This window comes from Mycobacterium sp. WMMD1722, assembly GCF_049315205.1.
In the GTDB taxonomy this organism is placed as follows: Bacteria; Actinomycetota; Actinomycetes; order Mycobacteriales; family Mycobacteriaceae; genus Mycobacterium.
On record NZ_CP186056.1, the window covers coordinates 2,741,290 to 2,759,446 of the forward strand.

At 69.9% G+C, this 18,157-nt stretch carries 13 protein-coding genes; 11 read left to right on the forward strand and 2 right to left on the reverse strand.

The window, feature by feature from the left end; translation table 11 throughout:
* Window positions 1-135 precede the first annotated feature (135 nt).
* Entirely contained in the window at window positions 136-441 is a 306-nt protein-coding gene (gene usfY, locus ACN27E_RS13080) for a protein UsfY (protein ID WP_422741916.1), read from the reverse strand.
* A gap of 109 nt (window positions 442-550) precedes the next feature.
* Between usfY and ACN27E_RS13085 the strand changes: the two genes are divergently transcribed.
* A complete protein-coding gene (locus tag ACN27E_RS13085) occupies window positions 551-1,537 on the forward strand; it encodes a magnesium transporter CorA family protein (protein WP_422741918.1) in 987 nt (328 codons plus the stop codon).
* 13 nt (window positions 1,538-1,550) lie between these two features.
* On the opposite strand, the gene ACN27E_RS13090 is transcribed toward ACN27E_RS13085, so the two are convergent.
* Window positions 1,551-2,699, reverse strand: a complete 1,149-nt coding sequence (locus ACN27E_RS13090) for an NAD(P)/FAD-dependent oxidoreductase (RefSeq protein ID WP_422741919.1) — start codon at window positions 2,697-2,699, stop codon at window positions 1,551-1,553.
* Between the two features lie 137 nt (window positions 2,700-2,836).
* Between ACN27E_RS13090 and ACN27E_RS13095 the strand changes: the two genes are divergently transcribed.
* The 10 genes from ACN27E_RS13095 (at window position 2,837) to ACN27E_RS13140 (ending at window position 18,155) form a co-directional block, all read left to right on the forward strand.
* A complete protein-coding gene (locus tag ACN27E_RS13095) occupies window positions 2,837-4,075 on the forward strand; it encodes an MFS transporter (RefSeq protein ID WP_422741921.1) in 1,239 nt (412 codons plus the stop codon).
* A gap of 42 nt (window positions 4,076-4,117) precedes the next feature.
* Window positions 4,118-7,372, forward strand: coding sequence for an exodeoxyribonuclease V subunit gamma (gene recC, locus ACN27E_RS13100; RefSeq protein WP_422741923.1), 3,255 nt, complete (start codon window positions 4,118-4,120; stop codon window positions 7,370-7,372).
* A complete protein-coding gene (gene recB / locus ACN27E_RS13105; RefSeq protein WP_422741925.1) occupies window positions 7,369-10,671 on the forward strand; it encodes an exodeoxyribonuclease V subunit beta in 3,303 nt (1,100 codons plus the stop codon). Before recC ends, recB begins: the two co-directional genes overlap by 4 nt.
* Window positions 10,672-10,849: 178 nt before the next feature.
* Window positions 10,850-11,179 carry an STAS domain-containing protein gene (locus tag ACN27E_RS13110; protein ID WP_422741927.1) on the forward strand — a complete coding sequence of 110 codons (330 nt, stop codon included), beginning with the start codon at window positions 10,850-10,852 and terminating at the stop codon, window positions 11,177-11,179.
* Between the two features lie 29 nt (window positions 11,180-11,208).
* On the forward strand, window positions 11,209-12,105 hold the full coding sequence (locus tag ACN27E_RS13115; protein ID WP_422741929.1) for an NYN domain-containing protein: 897 nt from the start codon (window positions 11,209-11,211) through the stop codon (window positions 12,103-12,105).
* Entirely contained in the window at window positions 12,102-13,817 is a 1,716-nt protein-coding gene (gene recD / locus ACN27E_RS13120; protein ID WP_422741931.1) for an exodeoxyribonuclease V subunit alpha, read from the forward strand. The genes ACN27E_RS13115 and recD overlap by 4 nt, the downstream gene beginning before the upstream one ends.
* Before the next feature lie 147 nt (window positions 13,818-13,964).
* Window positions 13,965-15,467 carry a SulP family inorganic anion transporter gene (locus ACN27E_RS13125; RefSeq protein ID WP_422741932.1) on the forward strand — a complete coding sequence of 501 codons (1,503 nt, stop codon included), beginning with the start codon at window positions 13,965-13,967 and terminating at the stop codon, window positions 15,465-15,467.
* A 2-nt stretch (window positions 15,468-15,469) separates the two neighbouring features.
* Window positions 15,470-15,853 carry a MerR family transcriptional regulator gene (locus ACN27E_RS13130; protein ID WP_422741934.1) on the forward strand — a complete coding sequence of 128 codons (384 nt, stop codon included), beginning with the start codon at window positions 15,470-15,472 and terminating at the stop codon, window positions 15,851-15,853.
* Window positions 15,854-15,885: 32 nt separating this feature from the next.
* On the forward strand, window positions 15,886-16,332 hold the full coding sequence (locus tag ACN27E_RS13135) for an SRPBCC family protein (protein WP_422741936.1): 447 nt from the start codon (window positions 15,886-15,888) through the stop codon (window positions 16,330-16,332).
* Complete coding sequence (locus ACN27E_RS13140; RefSeq protein ID WP_422741938.1) at window positions 16,332-18,155, forward strand: sulfatase-like hydrolase/transferase; 1,824 nt, start codon at window positions 16,332-16,334, stop codon at window positions 18,153-18,155. The genes ACN27E_RS13135 and ACN27E_RS13140 overlap by 1 nt, the downstream gene beginning before the upstream one ends.
* The last annotated feature ends 2 nt before the right edge of the window (window positions 18,156-18,157 follow it).

Below are 18,157 nucleotides of genomic sequence, written 5' to 3' on the forward strand. Positions count from 1 at the left end.
GTGGCGGACGGCAGTGTCGCAGGATTTCTTCGGTCCGCGAGAGAGTTCAAATCGTCGTGAATTCAGCTCTCGCCGCGGTTGAGACAGAACTGTAGTGGCGCCGCACCGATTCGGCGCGGCGAGCGGGCGTCGGGCTCAGGCGTGCCTGTGCCCGGTCTTCGAATGCTCGGTGTGCCAGAGCCGTTCGACGCGCAGCACCCGGCGGTGCTCCAGCGCGATCAGCCCGCCGCCGGCGGTGACCACGGCGCCGGTGACGAGCGCGAGCGGCAACACCCACTGCGGGTGGCCGTAGGCGGCCGCCGCCACGATGGCGGCGAGCCCCACCACACCGAGCCCGATCAACAGCAGACCGGGGAACCAGAGCGTGTCGATCATCGATTCACCGGCGTGCTGCTGACAGGTTCGGGAATGATCCACCGGATCGTGATGCGCACCCTTCATCGCATCCCCTCATCGACTAGAGAGATGGATCAACGTTACGCCGCACCGCACGCGGCCTCGTCGTTTCGGTCCGGAAACCTCGGGCCAGAATCGCTGACATGATGTTCACGTGAGTGAAGTGCGTGGCCGGGTGTGGCAGGACGGCAAGCCGCAGGACGACTTCGATTTCTCGAAGATCTCCGATTACCTCTGCGATCCCGGCATGTTGGTCTGGGCCGACATCTACGCCTCGGACCAGACGATTCTGCGCGAACTCGCCGGCAAGCTGGGGCTCAACCTCTGGGCCGTCGAGGATGCCGTGGCCGAGGCGGAACGCACCAAGGCGACCGTGTACACCACGCACACGTTCTTCACCGTCTACAGCGTGGCCACCCGCGAACCGGACGAGGAGTCGGAATCCACCCTCGACATCCGGCGGGTCTCCGGTTTCGTGTTGCCGCAGGGGCTGATCACGGTGCGCACGGCACCGCCGTTCGACACCAACGCGGTCTCGCAACGCTTCGACGAGCTCGGGGGCCAGGAGCACGGCGTCGGAGCCTTGGTCCACGGGCTGCTCGACGTGGTGGTCGACGGTCACTTCGAGGCGGTGCAGCACCTCGACGACGCGATCGAGGAGATCGAGGACGCGCTGTTCGAGGAGGATCTGCCACGGGCAGGTCTGCAACGCAGCACGTTTCGGGTTCGCAAGGACCTGGTGAAGCTGCGCCGGGTGGTGCTGCCCACTCGGGAGGTGGTCAACTCGATCCAGCACCGCCGGCTCGACGCGAAGACCGCACCGGAGCTCGACCCGCTGTACGCGGACCTCTACGACCACGTGCTGCGGGTGTCGGAGTGGACGGAGTCGTTGCGCGACATGGTGACAACGGTGTTCGAGACGAACCTGTCGCTGCAGGATGCGCGGCTGAACTCGGTGATGAAGAAGCTGACCGGATGGGCGGCCATCATCGCGGTGCCGACCGCCGTCACCGGGTTCTTCGGGCAGAACGTCGAATATCCGGGCATCAACTCGGTGTCCGGTTTCTTCACCAGCTCGGTGGTGATCGTGCTGCTGAGCGTGCTGCTCTACCTGAGCTTCAAACGGCGCGATTGGCTCTAGCGCCGAGGCCTGGTCAGGCGGAGAGCCGGGTGTGCGCTCGAAGCAGGTCGCCCGCCGAGCGGTGATCCTCGTCGGCGTTGAGGCTCAGCACGCCGACGAGTTGCGCACCCGCCTCGAACCAGACGGTGAAGCCGTCCGGGCGGTCGACGAGGCGGCTGCGCTGGTATGGCAGCCCCCAGCCGCGGAACTTCAGGCGCGCCTCGCCGATGCGGCAGAAATACCCGGGCACCGCGGACCAGGCGGTCGGATATCCGGCCGCCGAAGCACCCGCGATCTCCCCCTGGTCGGCCGCATCACGCCAGTGCTCGGTGGGGATCGGTCGACCGGCGGCGACGTTGAAGGCCAACGCGACGTCGCCGGCGGCGAAGACGTTGGGCGCCGAGGTGTGCATGTGACGGTCGGTGACGATGCGGCCCCGCTCCGTGGCGATACCGGCCGCGGTGGCCAGCCGGGCATCGGGCCGCACTCCGGTGGCGGCGACGACGAGGTCTGCCTCCACCGTCGCGCCGCCCTCGAGCGTCACGCCGTCCTCGCGAACCTCGGTGACCTGGGCCGGCCCGACGAAGCGGACGCCGCATCCGGACAGCAACTCGGCGATCCGCTCGCCGGCGTCGGGGCCGAAGCGCCGCTGCAACGGTACGGATTCGCCCGCGACGATCGTGGTGGCGATACCGCTGTCCGCCAGACAGGCCGCCGCCTCACAGCCGATCAAACCGCCACCGATGACGACGGCCGATTGGGCCTGCAGCGCGGACATCCGGATCGCCACCGCGTCGCCCAGGGAGCGCAACTGCAGGGCGTGTTCGGCGCCGGGCACACCCAGGGGGACCGGCCGCGCCCCGGGGGCCAGCACGAGGTGCCAGTAGGGAAAGCGTCGTCCGCCGCGGGTGATCACCTCACGTCGGGCGACGTCGACGTGGTCGACGGTGATCCCGCGGACCAGTTCGATGTCGCGCGTGTCGAACCATTCCGGGGAGTGCAGGTCGACGTTGGCGCCCCGACCGCACAGGAAGTCCTTGCTCAGCGGCGGCTTGGCGTAGGGCATGGCCGGGTCGGCGGTGAGGATCTGCACGGGAAGGCGCGGATGGTGGGCCCGGAACGCCGCGGCGGCGCTGAGCCCGGCCGGCCCGCTCCCGACGGCGATCAACCCTGACGTCCGCACCCGTGCTGGATACCACTGCCAGGGGCGGTTCAAGCGGTCCGTCACAATTCGGCCCGAGATACATGCATGTGCTATGCATATTTGATGTCATGCCGTCAGCCACTCCTCGAGTCGCTGACCCGCCGCGAGGACACCGCGTGAACGCGCAGACCACGGCGCCGCCGCAGGCCCGCGGGGCGATGGCGCTGATGGTCGACCCGGTCTTCGGTGCCCTGTTCTGGGGCAAGATGTTCTCGGTCGTGGCGGTCTGGACGCACGGCATCGTGGCCGCGATCGTCATGTACGACGCGACGCGCTCGGCGCTGATGGTCGGCCTGGTGGGTGTGGTGCAGTTCGCGCCGCAGTTGGTGCTGGCACCGACCAGCGGCAAGTGGGCCGACACCGGCAACCCGGCGCGCCAGATCCTGATGGGACGGGTGCTGTGCGTGGCCGGGTCCGGCTCCATCGCGGTGTGGCTGGCGATCTCCGAGGAGCAGGCCGCCGCGGCGGTCTTGGCCGGCACCCTGCTGGTGGGCATCGGCTTCGTGGTGGGCGGTCCGGCGATGCAGTCCATCGTGCCCAACCTCATTCGCCCCGGTGAGCTGTCGACGGCCATGGCGCTCAACAGCATTCCGATGACCATCGGCCGCATCCTGGGCCCGCCGATCGGCGCTTACCTGGCCGCGCACCTCGGGTTCGCCGAGGGATTCGCGGTCAGCGCGGCGCTGCACGTCGTCTTCGCGGTGTTCCTGCTCGTCGTGCACTTCCCCGCTCCCCCGGTGCGCCGCGAGGGCGCCGACTACCGGGTGCGCGCTGCGGTGCGCTACGTGTGGCGGGACAGGCCGCTGTTCCTCGCGCTGCTGGCCGTGACGACGGTGGGGTTCGCGGCGGATCCGTCGATCACGCTCACCCCGTCGATGGCTGATGCGCTCGGCGGCGGCACCAGCCTGGTCGGCCTGCTGTCGGCCCTGTTCGGCGTCGGGGCCGCAGTCGGTATGGCGGCACTGGCACTGATGCGCGGACGTGTCGCTGCCCGCTACGTCTCGTTCGTCGGGCTGTGGCTGCTGGCGGCGGGCTGCGGGGTGCTCGCGGTCGGGACGGTGACCGCGGCGGCGATGGCCGGCTTCACGCTCGCCGGCCTCGGGTTCGGCTGGGCCATGACCGGGTTGAGCACCGTCGTGCAGGAGCGCGCACCGGAGGAGCTGCGTGGCCGGATCATGGCGCTGTGGCTCGTCGGCTTCCTCGGATCCCGGCCGATCGCGGCGGCGGTGCTCGGCGGAGCAGCCGATGTGTTCAGTGTGTATGCGGCTTTTGTCGTCGCGGCGGTGTCGGTCGTCGTGGTGACGCTGTTGTGCCGACCGTCGACGATGACCGGTCCGCTGCCCGCCCAGGTGTAGCCCGGCTCGGTCTGTCGGTTCCGCGCTCTATCGTTTGAGGCGATGCCGCTGCACCTCCACCGCGCCGAGCGCACCGATCTGCTGGCCGACGGCCTCGGTGCCCTGCTCGCCGACCCGCTGGACGATCCGTTCGCCGAGGAGCTCGTCATCGTGCCGGCCAAGGGCGTGGAGCGGTGGTTGAGCCAGCGACTGTCCCATGTGCTGGGGCGCGGCGCCGGCCAGGACGGCATCTGCGCCGGCATCGCCTTCCGCAATCCCCGGTCGTTGATCGCCGAGCTCAGCGGCACCAGCGACGACGATCCGTGGTCTCCCGACGCGCTCGTCTGGCCACTGCTCGAGACCATCGACGAGAGCCTCGACGAGGCCTGGGCCGCTACGCTGGCCACCCACCTCGGCCACTTCGAAGACGGTGCGGAACACGATCTTCGCCAGGGACGCCGCTACGCCGTCGCCCGCCGCCTGGCCGGGGTGTTCGCCTCCTACGCCCGCCAACGTCCCCAGCTGCTCATCGACTGGCTCGCCGGCGACACCACCGGCCTGGACCCCGATCTGCACTGGCAGCCGCATCTCTGGCGTGCGCTCAGCGCCCGGGTTCCCGCCGATCCGCCGCACATCCGGCACCGCACTGTGCTGACCCGGCTGAGGCAGGCACCGGCGGAGCTGCCGCAGCGGTTGTCGCTGTTCGGGCACACGCGCCTACCGGTCACCGAGATAGAACTGCTCGATGCCCTGGCCACCCACCACGATCTGCACCTGTGGCTGCCCCACCCCAGCGATGCACTGTGGACGTCACTGCGCGACACCCACTCGGTGATCCCCCGCCGCGAGGACACCAGCCACCGCGGGGTCGGCCATCCACTGCTCGCCACCCTCGGCCGCGATCTGCGGGAACTGCAACGCGGCCTTCCCCCCGAACCCCGGACTGACGAATATCTGGGTGCACGAACACATCCCGACACACTGCTGGGCTGGCTGCAGTCCGACATCGCCGCCGATACAGTGCGCCCGCGCGGCCGTGTCCACGACCCCGCCGACCGCTCGGTGCAGGTGCACAGCTGCCATGGTCGAGCCCGACAGATCGACGTCCTGCGGGAGGTGCTGCTCGGCGTTCTCGCCGACGACACCACCCTGGAACCCCGCGACATCCTGGTCATGTGTCCCGACATCGAGACCTATGCCCCGCTGATCGTCGCGGGTTTCGGGCTGGGTGACATCGTGGACGGGGCGCATCCCGCCCATCGGTTGCGGGTCAAGCTCGCCGATCGCGCACTCACCCAGACCAATCCGCTGCTGGCCCTCGCCGGACAGTTGCTCACCCTGGCCGGGAGCCGCGCCACTGCCAGCGAGGTGCTCAACCTCGCCGAGGCCGCCCCGGTGCGCGCCCGCTTCGGGTTCAGCGACGACGACCTCGACGCGATCAGCGACTGGGTGCGCGAAGCCAACGTCCGCTGGGGCTTCGACCCGGCGCACCGCGCCCCGTACGGTGTCGGCTTCGTGCAGAACACCTGGCAGTTCGGGATCGACCGGGTCCTCGCCGGGGTGGCGATGTCCGATGACGCGCACGCCTGGATCGACACCACTCTGCCGCTCGACGACGTGGGCAGTGACCGCGTGGAGCTCGCCGGCCGCTTCGCCGAGTATGTCGACCGTCTCCACCGGTGTATCGAAACGTTGAGCGGCGCAGCGTCACTGGAGCACTGGCTGACCAGCTTGACCGAGGGGGTGGCCCAACTCGCCGCCGTCGACGACGACGACGCCTGGCAGACCAGCCAGCTGGAACGGGAATTCGCCGGCGTGCTGTCCCACGCCGGCCCCCGACGTGCCACCACGCTGCGGCTGCCCGACGTCCGGGCGCTGCTCGACCGCCATCTCGCCGGCCGGCCCACCCGCGCCAACTTCCGTACCGGCACGCTGACCGTGTGCACGATGGTGCCGATGCGCTCGGTCCCACACCGGGTGGTGTGTCTGATCGGGCTCGATGACGGGGTGTTCCCGCGTCTCGGCGTGGTCGACGGTGACGACGCACTGGCCCGCGACCCGATGACCGGCGAGCGCGATATCCGCTCCGAGGACCGCCAGCTCCTGCTCGACGCGATCGGCGCTGCCACCGACCAGCTCGTCATCACCTACACCGGCGCCAACGAGTACTCGGGCCAACGCCGCCCGCCCGCGGTCCCGCTGGTCGAACTGCTCGACGCGCTCGACGTCACCACCTCGGCCCCGGTGCGTGAGCGGGTCGTCGTCGAACATCCCCTGCAGCCCTTCGATGTTCGTAATGTGACCCCGGGTGCGCTCGGCGTGCCAGGCCAGTCCTTCACCTTCGACCCGACCACCCTCATCGCGGCCAAGACGGCGACCGGCCGACGCACCGACCGTCCGCAGCTGATCGGCAGCCCACTCCCCCCACCGCCGCCCGGCGACGTCGTTCTCGACGACCTGATCGGATTCTTCAAGGATCCGGTCAAGGGCTTCTTCCGGGCGCTGGACTACACCCTGCCCTGGGACGTCGACGCCGTCGAGGACGCGATGCCCGTCGAGATCGACGCCCTGGCGCAGTGGAAGGTCGGCCAGCGCATGCTCGACGACATGCTGCGCGGCATGGCACCCGACGATGCCCAGCAGGCCGAGTGGCGGCGCGGCACGCTGCCCCCGGGGCGCCTGGGCTGGCGTCAGGCGCAGGAATTGCGGGCCAGCGCCGAGGCGCTCGCCGCGGCCGCCCGCGCCCACCGCAGCAGGGCGCCGGGCGCCTATGACGTCGACATCGACGTCGGTGGGGGTCGGCGGGTCACCGGCACGGTGCCGCAGGTGTTCGGTGACCGGCTGGTGTGGGTGACGTATTCGAAGCTCGACGGGCGTCACCTGCTCGAGTCGTGGATCCGGTTGCTGGCGTTAACCGCTCAGCGCCCGCGCGAGCAGTGGACCGCGGTGTGCATCGGGCGGGCGCGCCGCGGCGACGTCCCGCTGCAGCGGCTGCTCGGCCGCCCGGACGATTCGGCCGCCGATCTCCTGGCTGACCTCGTCGCGATCTACGACGCCGGACGCCGTCAACCGATCCCGCTGCCGCTCAAGACCACCTACGCGTGGGCCGCGGCGCGGGCGGAGAGCCTGGACCCCCGCAGCGAAGCCGGATTCCGATGGAACTCCGGAAAGTACCCGGGCGAGAACGAAGATCCCGCACACGCGCGGGTGTGGGGTCTGGGTGCACCGCTCGAGGACCTCGTCGCCGCCGGTCTGGATGACTACGCCACCCGGCTGTGGTCCCCGCTGCTGCGCGCCGAGACGAGCGCCGGATCATGAGGCCGTTCGATCTGCTCGGCCCGCTGCCCGCACCGCAGACCATCACCGTGCTGGAGGCCAGCGCGGGCACGGGAAAGACTTTTGCGCTGGCCGGACTGGTCACGCGCTACATCGCCGAGGGCGTCGCCACGTTGGACCAGATGCTGCTGATCACGTTCGGGCGCGCGGCGAGTCAGGAACTGCGCGAACGGGTTCGGTGTCAGCTGCTCGACGCCATGGTGGCCTTCGACCGCCCCGAGACCGCGGTCGACAACGAACTCATCGCCCACCTGCTCGACGGCACCGCCGACGAACGCGCGGCGCGCCGAGGTCGGCTACGTGACGCGCTGGCCGACTTCGACGCCGCCACCATCGCCACCACCCACCAGTTCTGCCAGCTGGTCCTCACATCGCTGGGGGTGGCCGGGGACACCGATGCGGGCGTCACACTCGTCGAGAGCCTCGACGATGTGCTCGCCGACATCGTCGACGACTGCTATCTGGGCATGTTCGGCAACGAGCGTGAGCATCCGGCGATCACCCGGGAGCAGGCGCTGAAGGTCGCCCGCGAGGTGGTGAACAATTCGAGTGCCGAACTCCGGCCACTCGAACCGCCCTCGGAGTCCGAGGCCGGTATCCGCCTCACCTTCGCCCGTACCGTCTGCGCCGAATTGGAGAGCCGGAAACGCAGCCTGGGCATCCTGGGATACGACGATCTGCTCAGCCGACTCGCCACCGCACTGCAGCCCGCCGATTCGCCGGCCCGGGCGCGTATGCAGCAGCGGTGGTCGATCGTCATGGTCGACGAATTCCAGGACACCGATCCGGTGCAGTGGGCGGTGATCGACCGCGCGTTCAGCGGTCGCTCGACGGTGATCCTGATCGGTGACCCGAAACAGGCCATCTACGCCTTCCGGGGCGGCGACATCGTGACGTACCTGCATGCCGCGGAAACCGCCGGCGAGCGGTGCACTCTCGGCACCAACTGGCGCAGCGACGGGGTCCTGGTGCACCGCCTGCAGAACGTGCTGCTCGGCACCCAGCTCGGTGATCCCCGGATCAAGGTCCATCACGTCGCCGCGCACCACGGGGGTCACCGGCTCCAGGGTGCCCACCGCAACGATCCGTTCCGGTTGCGCGTGGTCAGCCGGGAGACCTTCGGGCAGCGCGGCACCCAGACCGTCAAGATCGATCGTCTACGCCCCTACATCGCCCGCGACCTCGCGGCCGATATCGCGGCACTGCTCAGCAGCGGAGCCACCTTCGACGGCCACCCGCTCCAGGCCCGCGACATCGCGGTGATCGTCGAGAAACACAAGGACGCGCGGGCATGTTTCGATGCACTGACCGCCGCCGGTGTGCATGCCGTCTACACCGGCGACACCGACATCTTCAGTTCCGACGCGGCCGGGGACTGGCTGTGCCTGCTCGAGGCGTTCGACCAACCGCACCGCTCGGGGCTGGTGCGGGCGGCGGCCACCACGATGTTCTTCGGTCACACCGCCGAAGAACTCGCCGCACAGGGTGACGCCCTGACCGACCGGGTCACCGACACGGTGCGGCGGTGGGCCGATCACGCCCGCGAGCGCGGCGTCGCCGCGGTGCTCGAGGCCGCCCAGCTGGCGGGGATGGCGCGCCGCGTGCTCGGGTGGCACGACGGCGAGCGGCACATGACCGACATGGCGCATCTCACCCAGCTGTTGCACGACACCGCCCACAGCGAGCACTACAGTCTGCCCGCGCTGCGGGACTGGTTGCGGACCCAACGGCAGGAACGCGGCGCAACCCGCAATGGCACCGTGGAACGCAACCGCCGCCTCGACAGCGATGCGGCCGCCGTGCAGATCATGACGGTGTGGGTGAGCAAGGGCCTGCAGTATCCCGTTGTCTATCTGCCGTTCGCGTTCAACCGCAATGTGCAGCAACGCGATACCGTGCTGTTCCACGACGAGGGACGGCGCTGCCTGCACATCGGCGGGGAGAACAGCGCCGACTACCGCGCGGTGGAGGCACTGGGCCGCCGCGAGGAGGCCAGCGACGACGTCCGGCTCACCTACGTCGGACTGACCCGGGCCCAGTCGCAGGTGGTTGCGTGGTGGGCGCCGTCGTGGGACGAACCCAACGGTGGCCTGTCTCGGCTGCTGCGCGGCCGCGCGCCCGGCGATCCGGTGGTGCCGGACAGATGTCAGCCGCCCAAGATCGCCGACACCGAGGCGCGGGACCGGCTGCAGGCGTGGGCCGACGCCGGCGGCCCGGTGCTCGAGGACGCCGTCATCGCCCCGCCGGCGCAGGTCCCCGCCGACACGCCACCGTCCGGCCTGACCGTCCGCCGCTTCCACCGCCAGATCGACACCGCGTGGCGCCGGACGTCCTACTCCGGGCTGATCCGTGCCGCTGAGGCCGAAGGGGTGTCCAGCGAGCCTGAGGTGGTCGATCTGGACGACGAGGCGGGTGACATCCCGGTGTACGAACAGGTCGATGCCGGCAGCGACGTGCCGTCGCCGATGGCGGATCTGCCGACCGGCGCGAAGTTCGGATCGCTGGTGCACGCGGTGCTCGAGAACGCCGACCCGCTGGCCCCGGATCTCCCCGCCGAATTGCGACGCCACATCGAGGAGAACTCCCTGTGGTGGCCGGTCGACGTCGCCCCCGAGGTACTGGCCGCCGCGCTGGAGCCTCTGCATGACACACCGCTCGGCCCGCTGGCCCCGGGGCTGACGCTGCGCCAGATCGGCCTGCGGGATCGATTGCGGGAGATGGACTTCGAGTTCCCGTTGGCCGGCGGTGACAGCCGGGGCGCCGGCGCGGAGCTCACGCTCGCCGACGTCGGTTCGCTGGTGTCCCGATTCCTCCCCCGAGACGATGTGCTCGCCTCCTACGCCCACCGGCTCTCCCACGGGGTGCTGGCCCCCCAGTCCCTGCGCGGCTATCTGACCGGCTCGGTGGATGCGGTCCTGCGGGTCAGCACGGCAACCGGCGCGCGGTATCTGGTGGTGGATTACAAGACCAACTGGCTCGGTGAGCCCGACCGGCCGCTGACCGCGGCGGACTATGCCAGGCCGCGGATGGCCGACGCGATGCTGCACTCGGACTATCCCCTGCAGGCCCTGCTGTATTGCGTTGTATTGCACCGCTTCCTGAGGTGGCGGCAGCCGGGTTACGATCCGCGACATCACCTCGGCGGGGTGCTGTACCTGTTCGTCCGCGGCATGTGCGGAGCGGCGACGCCGTCGGTGGACGGGCACCCGGCGGGGGTGTTCAGCTGGCAGCCGCCCCCCGACCTGATCGTGGCGCTCTCGGATGCGCTCGACGGGATCTGACCTCGACGGGATTGGACACGGTAGGGGTCTGCCCACGTAGGCTGGTCCCATAGGTTGACTGACCAGCCACGGATCTGTCGCAGAGTCCCTCCCCGCACGGGAAGCCGAGCCTGCTGACGCCGCCCCCACTTCCTCGACGAACGCGCACCGCTGCTGCGCGAGTTACGGAGTCACCCGCATGACCGCAGTCACACACGCCGCGCTGTCGTTCACCACCGAATGGGACAGCGCCACCGACGTCCGGATCACCGTCACCGGCGACATCGACGCGTCCAACGCCGATGAGCTGGCCGAATACGTGTTCCGGCGCGGCGCCAACTCCCGGCGGCTCACCCTCGACATGAGCGGGGTCGGCTTCTTCAGCACCGCGGGCTTCTCCACGCTGTGCACCATTCACCAGCGCTGCCTCAACGCCGGTGTGGACTGGACGCTGCTGGGCAACGCGATGACCCGCCGGGTGGTGGACATCTGCGACCCGCACCGCACATTGCCCCTGACCGCCGCCTGAGTCCAGGCGCCATGCGCCACACTGGGTAGGTGACGGAACCAGGCGCCCCGAGAGTGGCGGTCTACCTCGACTTCGACAACATCGTCATCTCGAGGTACGACCAGGTCAATGGCCGCAATTCGTTCCAGCGGGACAAGGCGAAGGGCAACGGTGAGTTCACCGAACGCCTGGCCCACGCCACCGTCGATCTCGGCGCGATCATCGATTTCGCATCCTCGTTCGGCACGCTGGTGCTGACCCGTGCGTACGCCGACTGGTCGGCCGACGTCAACGCCGCGTACCGCGATCAGCTGGTCGCCCGGGCCGTCGACCTGGTGCAGTTGTTTCCGGCTGCCGCATATGGCAAGAACGGCGCCGACATCCGGCTGGCCGTCGACGCGGTCGAGGACATGTTCCGGTTGCCCGACCTGACCCACGTGGTGATCGTCGGAGGTGATTCCGACTACATCGCGCTCGCGCAGCGCTGCAAGCGATTGGGCCGCTTCGTCGTCGGGATCGGCATCGCCGGGTCGACCAGCCGGTCGCTGGTCGCGGCGTGCGACGACTTCGTGACCTATGACCGGCTGCCCGGGATTCCCACACCGGCCCCCGCGCCGGCGGCTCCCGCCGAGAAGGCCGAGCCGGCCAAGCGAACCCGCCGCACCAAAGCGGACAAAGCCCGAGATGCCGAACCCGAACCCGAGCCCGAACCCGATCCGGCCGACGCCGCGACCGCACTGTTGATGCGGGCGCTGCGAATCGGACTGGAGAAGGACGACGCGGAATGGCTGCACAACTCCGCGGTCAAAGCGCAGATGAAGCGCATGGATCCCGCCTTCAACGAGAAGGCGCTGGGCTACCGGTCGTTCAGCGACTTCCTGCGCTCGCACGACGATCTGGTGGAACTCGACGAAACCAGCACCACACGGATGGTGCGGTTGCGGTGACCGTCTCGGTCGCCGCCACCGGGCTGCTGCGGGCGTTCGCCGACGCCGAGGTGCTGGATTGGGCCGATGTGCACGTCGCGCAGCGGTTGACCGCGCTGGCCGGAGAATCCGACGAGAGCGTCGCGCTGGCGGTCGCCTTCGCCGTGCGGGCGGTGCGCGGCGGCTCGGTGTGTGTCGATCTGCGGTCGATCGCCGACCAGGTCGGGCTGCCAGACCTGCCCTGGCCCGATCCGGACGGCTGGCCGGCGGCCGTTCGACGGAGTCCGCTGACCGGGAACCCGCCCGTCCTGCACTTCTTCCCGGGCGCCTCGACCGATCTGCTCTACCTCGACCGCTACTGGCGCGAGGAGCAGCAGGTCTGCGACGACGTGCTCGCGCTGCTCGGCTCGTCGCTGCCCGCGGCCACGCCCAGCCTGGAGCGTCTCTTCCCGCCCGGCTGGGACGAACAGCGCCAGGCCGCCGAAGTGGCGCTAGCACAGTCTCTGACGGTGCTGACCGGCGGCCCGGGTACCGGTAAGACCTCCACGGTGGCGCGGCTGCTGGCGTTGCTGGCCGAACAGGCGGCACAGGCGAACCGGCCGCCGTTGCGGATCGCCCTGGCCGCACCGACCGGCAAGGCCGCGGCCCGGCTGCTGCAGGCGGTGCGCGAACAACTCGCCGAACTCGACGTCGCCGACCGCGACCGGCTGCCCGAGCTGACCGCCTCGACCCTGCACCGGCTGCTGCAGCGCCGCCCGGACAACGCGTCGCGGTTCCGTCACCACCGCGAGAACCGGCTGCCACACGACGTGATCGTCGTCGACGAGACGTCCATGGTGTCGCTCACCCTGATGGCGCGGCTGCTCGAAGCGGTCCGGCCCGACAGCCGGCTGTTGCTGGTCGGGGATGCCGACCAGTTGGCCTCCGTGGAGGCCGGTGCGGTACTGGCCGATCTGGTGGACGGTCTCGGCGCCCGCGACGACGTACGGATCGCGCGACTGACCACTTCGCACCGCTTCGGCGCGCCGATCGGCGAGCTCGCCGACGCGGTCCGCGACGGCGATGCCGACCGGGTCGTGGCATCGCTGCGGGCGGGCGGCCCACACGTGGAGTGGCTCGAGACCGACCGTCCCGCCGACGGCCTGCGCGATGTGCTCGTACCGCATGCGCTGCGACTGCGCGAGGCGGCGATCCTGGGCAACGGGCCGGTGGCGCTGGGCACCCTCGACGAACATCGGCTGCTGTGCGCGCACCGCCGCGGCCCGTTCGGGGTGCGGCACTGGAACCGTCAGGTGGAGCGCTGGCTGACCGAGGAGACCGGTGAGCCGCCGTGGACGCAGTGGTATGTGGGGCGGCCGTTCCTGGTCACCGCCAACGACTACGGGCTCGGGTTGTACAACGGCGACACCGGGGTGACCGTCGCCCGCCCCGACGGGCTCGACGCCGTGGTCGGGGCGGGCGCCGGACCGCTCACCCTGTCGACCAACCGGCTCGCCGACGTCGAGACCATGCACGCCATGACGATTCACAAGAGCCAGGGCAGCCAGGCCGACGAGATCACCGTGCTGCTGCCCGACGCCGAATCCCGCCTGCTCAGCCGGGAGCTCTTCTACACCGCGGTGACCCGCGCCAAGACGAAGGTGCGCATCGCGGGCACCGAGGCCGCGGTGCGGGCGGCGATCGAGCGGCGGGTGACCCGCGCCTCGGGATTGCGGCAACGGCTGAGCGACTGACGTCGCTATGCGCTCGGCCACATCCCGCGCTCGCGATTTGGGGAACAACCCTCCCCCGAGGGTAGAGTTCGCGAAGGGCTTTGTGCCCCGGACTTTTTCCGCGCAACGTGGCGCGCCTTCTCGATCATTCAACCGAACGGAGTCTCGGTGGTAGCGCTGCCCGGAACACGAACACCACGCGAAGAGCAGTCGGTGCTGGCCGCGCTGCGATCGCCGCGACGGTTGCGCACCGAGGCGCTGGCCGGTCTGGTGGTGGCGCTGGCACTGATTCCCGAGGCGATCTCGTTCTCGATCATCGCGGGGGTGGATCCCCGCGTGGGTCTGTTCGCGTCGTTCACCATGGCGGTCACCATCGCGCTCACCGGTGGGCGCCCGGCGATGATCTCGGCCGCCACCGGGGCCGTGGCACTCGTCGTCGCCCCACTGGTCCGCGAGCACGGGCTGGACTATCTGATCGCCACGGTGATCCTCGCGGGGATCATCCAACTCGCGCTGGGCGGCCTCGGCGTCGCCCGCCTCATGCGGTTCGTGCCACGCAGCGTGATGGTCGGCTTCGTCAACGCGCTGGCCATCCTCATCTTCCTGGCGCAGCTGCCGCATCTGCTGGGTGTGCCGTGGCTGGTCTATCCGCTGGTCGCCGTGGGCATCGCCGTCATCGTCGGCCTCCCCAAGCTGTCGACGGTGATTCCCGGACCGCTGGTGGCCATCGTGGTGCTCACCGCGGCCTGCGTCGGGCTGGGGTGGTCGGTGCCCACCGTCGGCGACGAGGGTGCGCTGCCCGACAGCCTGCCCACCCTGCTGCTGCCCGATGTGCCGTTCGACCTGCACACCCTGGGCATCATCGCCCCCTACGCGCTCGCCATGGCTGTGGTGGGGCTGCTCGAATCGCTGATGACCGCGAAACTGGTCGACGACATCACCGACACCCACTCGAACAAGACCCGCGAATCGCTGGGGCAGGGGGTCGCGAACATCGTCACCGGCTTCTTCGGCGGCATGGGCGGCTGCGCGATGATCGGCCAGACGATGATCAACGTCAAGGCGTGCGGCGCCCGCACCCGCATCTCGACCTTCCTGGCGGGTGTGCTGCTCCTCGGCCTCGTGGTGGGCCTCGGCGACATCGTCGCGACCATTCCGATGGCCGCCCTGGTCGCCGTCATGATCATGGTGTCGGTCGGCACTTTCGACTGGCACAGCGTCAACCCGAAAACGTTGCGGCGCATGCCCAGAAGCGAGACGACCGTGATGCTGGCCACCGTGGCGGTCACGGTCGCGACCGACAATCTGGCCTACGGCGTCGGCGTCGGCACGCTCACCGCGATGGTGCTGTTCGCCCGCCGGGTCGCCCATCTGACCGACGTCGTCGCCACCGACCGCGAGAACGGCACCCGGGTCTATCACGTCAAAGGCGCCCTGTTCTTCGCGTCCAGCAACGACCTGGTGTACCAGTTCGACTACGCCGGTGACCCGGACGACGTCGTGATCGACATGAGCGACGCGCACATCTGGGACGCCTCGACGGTGGCCACCCTGGATGCGATCAGCACGAAATACGCCGCCAAGGGCAAGACCGTGCGCATCGTCGGGATGAACGACAACAGCGCCGAGCGTCACGAGCGCCTCAGCGGCCGGGTCGCGGGCGTGCACTAGCCGTGGCCGGGGAGCGTCTGCAGATCGGTGAGGTCGCCGCCCGCACCGAGTTGTCCATCAAGACCATCCGGCATTACGACGAGGTCGGCCTGGTCACCCCGTCAGCTCGCTCGGCGGGCGGATTCCGCCTGTACACCGGCGACGACGTCGCGCGGCTACTGACCATCCGGCGGATGAAGCCGCTGGGCTTCACTCTCGAGGAGATGCGCAGCCTCCTCGACGCGCTCGAGGTCCTCGACACACCGACGGCGAGCCCCGCCCGGCGCGATCGGGCGGCGGGCTACCTCGCCGACTGTCACACCCGCGCCGAGCAGGCCTGCGCGAAGCTCACCACCCAGTTGGCGTACGCCAGGGAACTCACCGAACGACTCGCGCGCTATCGCTGACTGCCGCCCACCGCGGGCCGTAGGGTGGCGCTGTGGTCGCCGAAATCAGTCGTCATCGGACCGTACGCGCCGACCGGCAGGCGGTGTGGGACCTGCTCGCCGACTTCGGGGAGATCAGCGCGTGGGCCGCCGACGTGGACCACTCCTGCATCCTCAATGCCGCCGAGCACGGACTCGTCGGCACCACCCGCCGGGTGCAGATCGGCCGAATGGTGCTGGTCGAACGGGTGATCGAAGCCGACGCGCCGCGCGTGCTGGCCTACGACATCGCCGGCCTGCCCGGCCCGATCCGCCGCGCCGAGAATCGCTGGACCCTCGACGATGTCCTCCAGGGCAGCACCGCGATCACCCTCACCAGCACCGTGGACCTCGGAGCGGGACGCCTGCGCGGCATCGCCGCGCAGGCCTTCACCCGGGTGATGGCCAGGTCGTCGGACGCCATGCTCTCCGGGCTCGCCGCGAAACTGGAGGGCCCGTGATGACCGGTCGGCCAGACATCGTCATCCTCATGACCGATGAGGAACGCGCGGTGCCGCCCTACGAGTCACCCGAGGTGCTGGCATGGCGCGACCGCGCGCTACCCGGGCGCAACTGGTTCGATCAGCACGGCGTGCGCTTCACCCGGCACTACACCGGGTCACTGGCCTGTGTGCCCAGCCGGCCGACCATCTTCACCGGGCAGTATCCCGATCTGCACGGTGTCACCCAGACCGATGGCATCGGCAAACGTTACGACGACTCACGGCTGAGGTGGTTGCGCCCGGGTGAGGTGCCGACGCTGGGCAACTGGTTCCGCGCCGCCGGCTACGACACCCACTACGACGGCAAATGGCACATCTCGCACGCCGATATCGAGGACCCGCGCACCGGCGCGCTGCTGGCCACCAACGACGACGACGGGGTCGTGGACCCGTCGGCTGTGGCGCGCTATCTCGACGCCGATCCGCTGGCCCCGTACGGCTTCTCGGGCTGGGTCGGGCCCGAGCCGCACGGAGCGGGCATGGCCAACAGCGGATTCCGCCGCGACCCGCTGTTCGCCGAGCGCATCGTCGCCTGGTTGCAGGACCGCTACGCGCGTCGGCGCGCCGGCGACCGGGCGGCCCTGCGCCCGTTCCTGCTCGTCGCCAGTTTCGTCAACCCCCACGACATCGTGCTCTTCCCGGCCTGGGTCCGGCGCAATCCGCTGCAACCCTCACCGCTGGATCCCCCGCAGGTACCCGCCGCACCCACCGCCGAGGAGGATCTGCGCTCGAAACCGGCCGCGCAGATCGCCTTCCGCGAGGCGTACTACTCCGGCTACGGGCCGGCCCTGGCCATCGAGCGCACCTACGCGCGCAATGCGCAGCAGTACCGCGATCTCTACTACCGGTTGCACGCGGAGGTCGACGGACCGCTGGACCGGGTCCGCCGCGCGGTCACCGAGGGCGGGTCGGACAACGCGGTGCTGGTGCGCACCTCCGATCACGGGGATCTACTCGGCGCACACGGTGGGCTGCACCAGAAGTGGTACAACCTCTACGACGAGGCCACCAGGGTGCCGTTCGTCATCGCCCGCATCGGTGACCGTGCGACACCGCCGCGGGAGGTCAGCGCACCCACATCACATGTCGACCTGGTGCCGACGCTGCTCGGCGCGGCCGGCGTGGACCTCGACGCGGCGGCGGCCACCCTCGCCGAGTCCTTCACCGAAGTGCATCCCCTGCCCGGTCGTGACCTGATGCCGGTCGTCGACGGGGCGCCCGCCGACGAGGAGCGCCCGGTCTATCTGATGACCCGCGACAGTGTGCTCGACGGGGACACCGGCGCGTCGGCACTGGCGCGCCAGCTCAAACGCGGCGAACAACCCCCGGCTCCCCTGCGTATCCGGGTCCCCGCGCATGTCGCCGCCAACTTCGAGGGTCTGGTGGTGCGGGTGGGCGCCGACGTGCCCGGCGCACAGGGCCATCTGTGGAAGCTGGTGCGGACCTTCGACGATCCGGCGACCTGGACCGAACCGGGCGTCCGGCATCTGGCCGCCACCGGTTTCGGCGGCGACACCTACCGGCTCAGTCCGCTCGACGACCAGTGGGAGCTCTACGATCTGAGCACCGATCCGGTCGAGGCCGTCAACCGCTGGACCGACCCCGACCTGCACGAGCTGCGCAAGCACCTGCGCACTCAGCTCAAATACGTTCGTGCCGAATCGATTCCGGAGCGCAACCAGCCGTGGCCCTACGCTGTCCGACGCCCGCCGGCCCGCCCGCAACGGGTCGGCCTCGTCCGCCGGGCGCTCAAACGCCTGGGGGTCGACGGCCCCGGTTGATC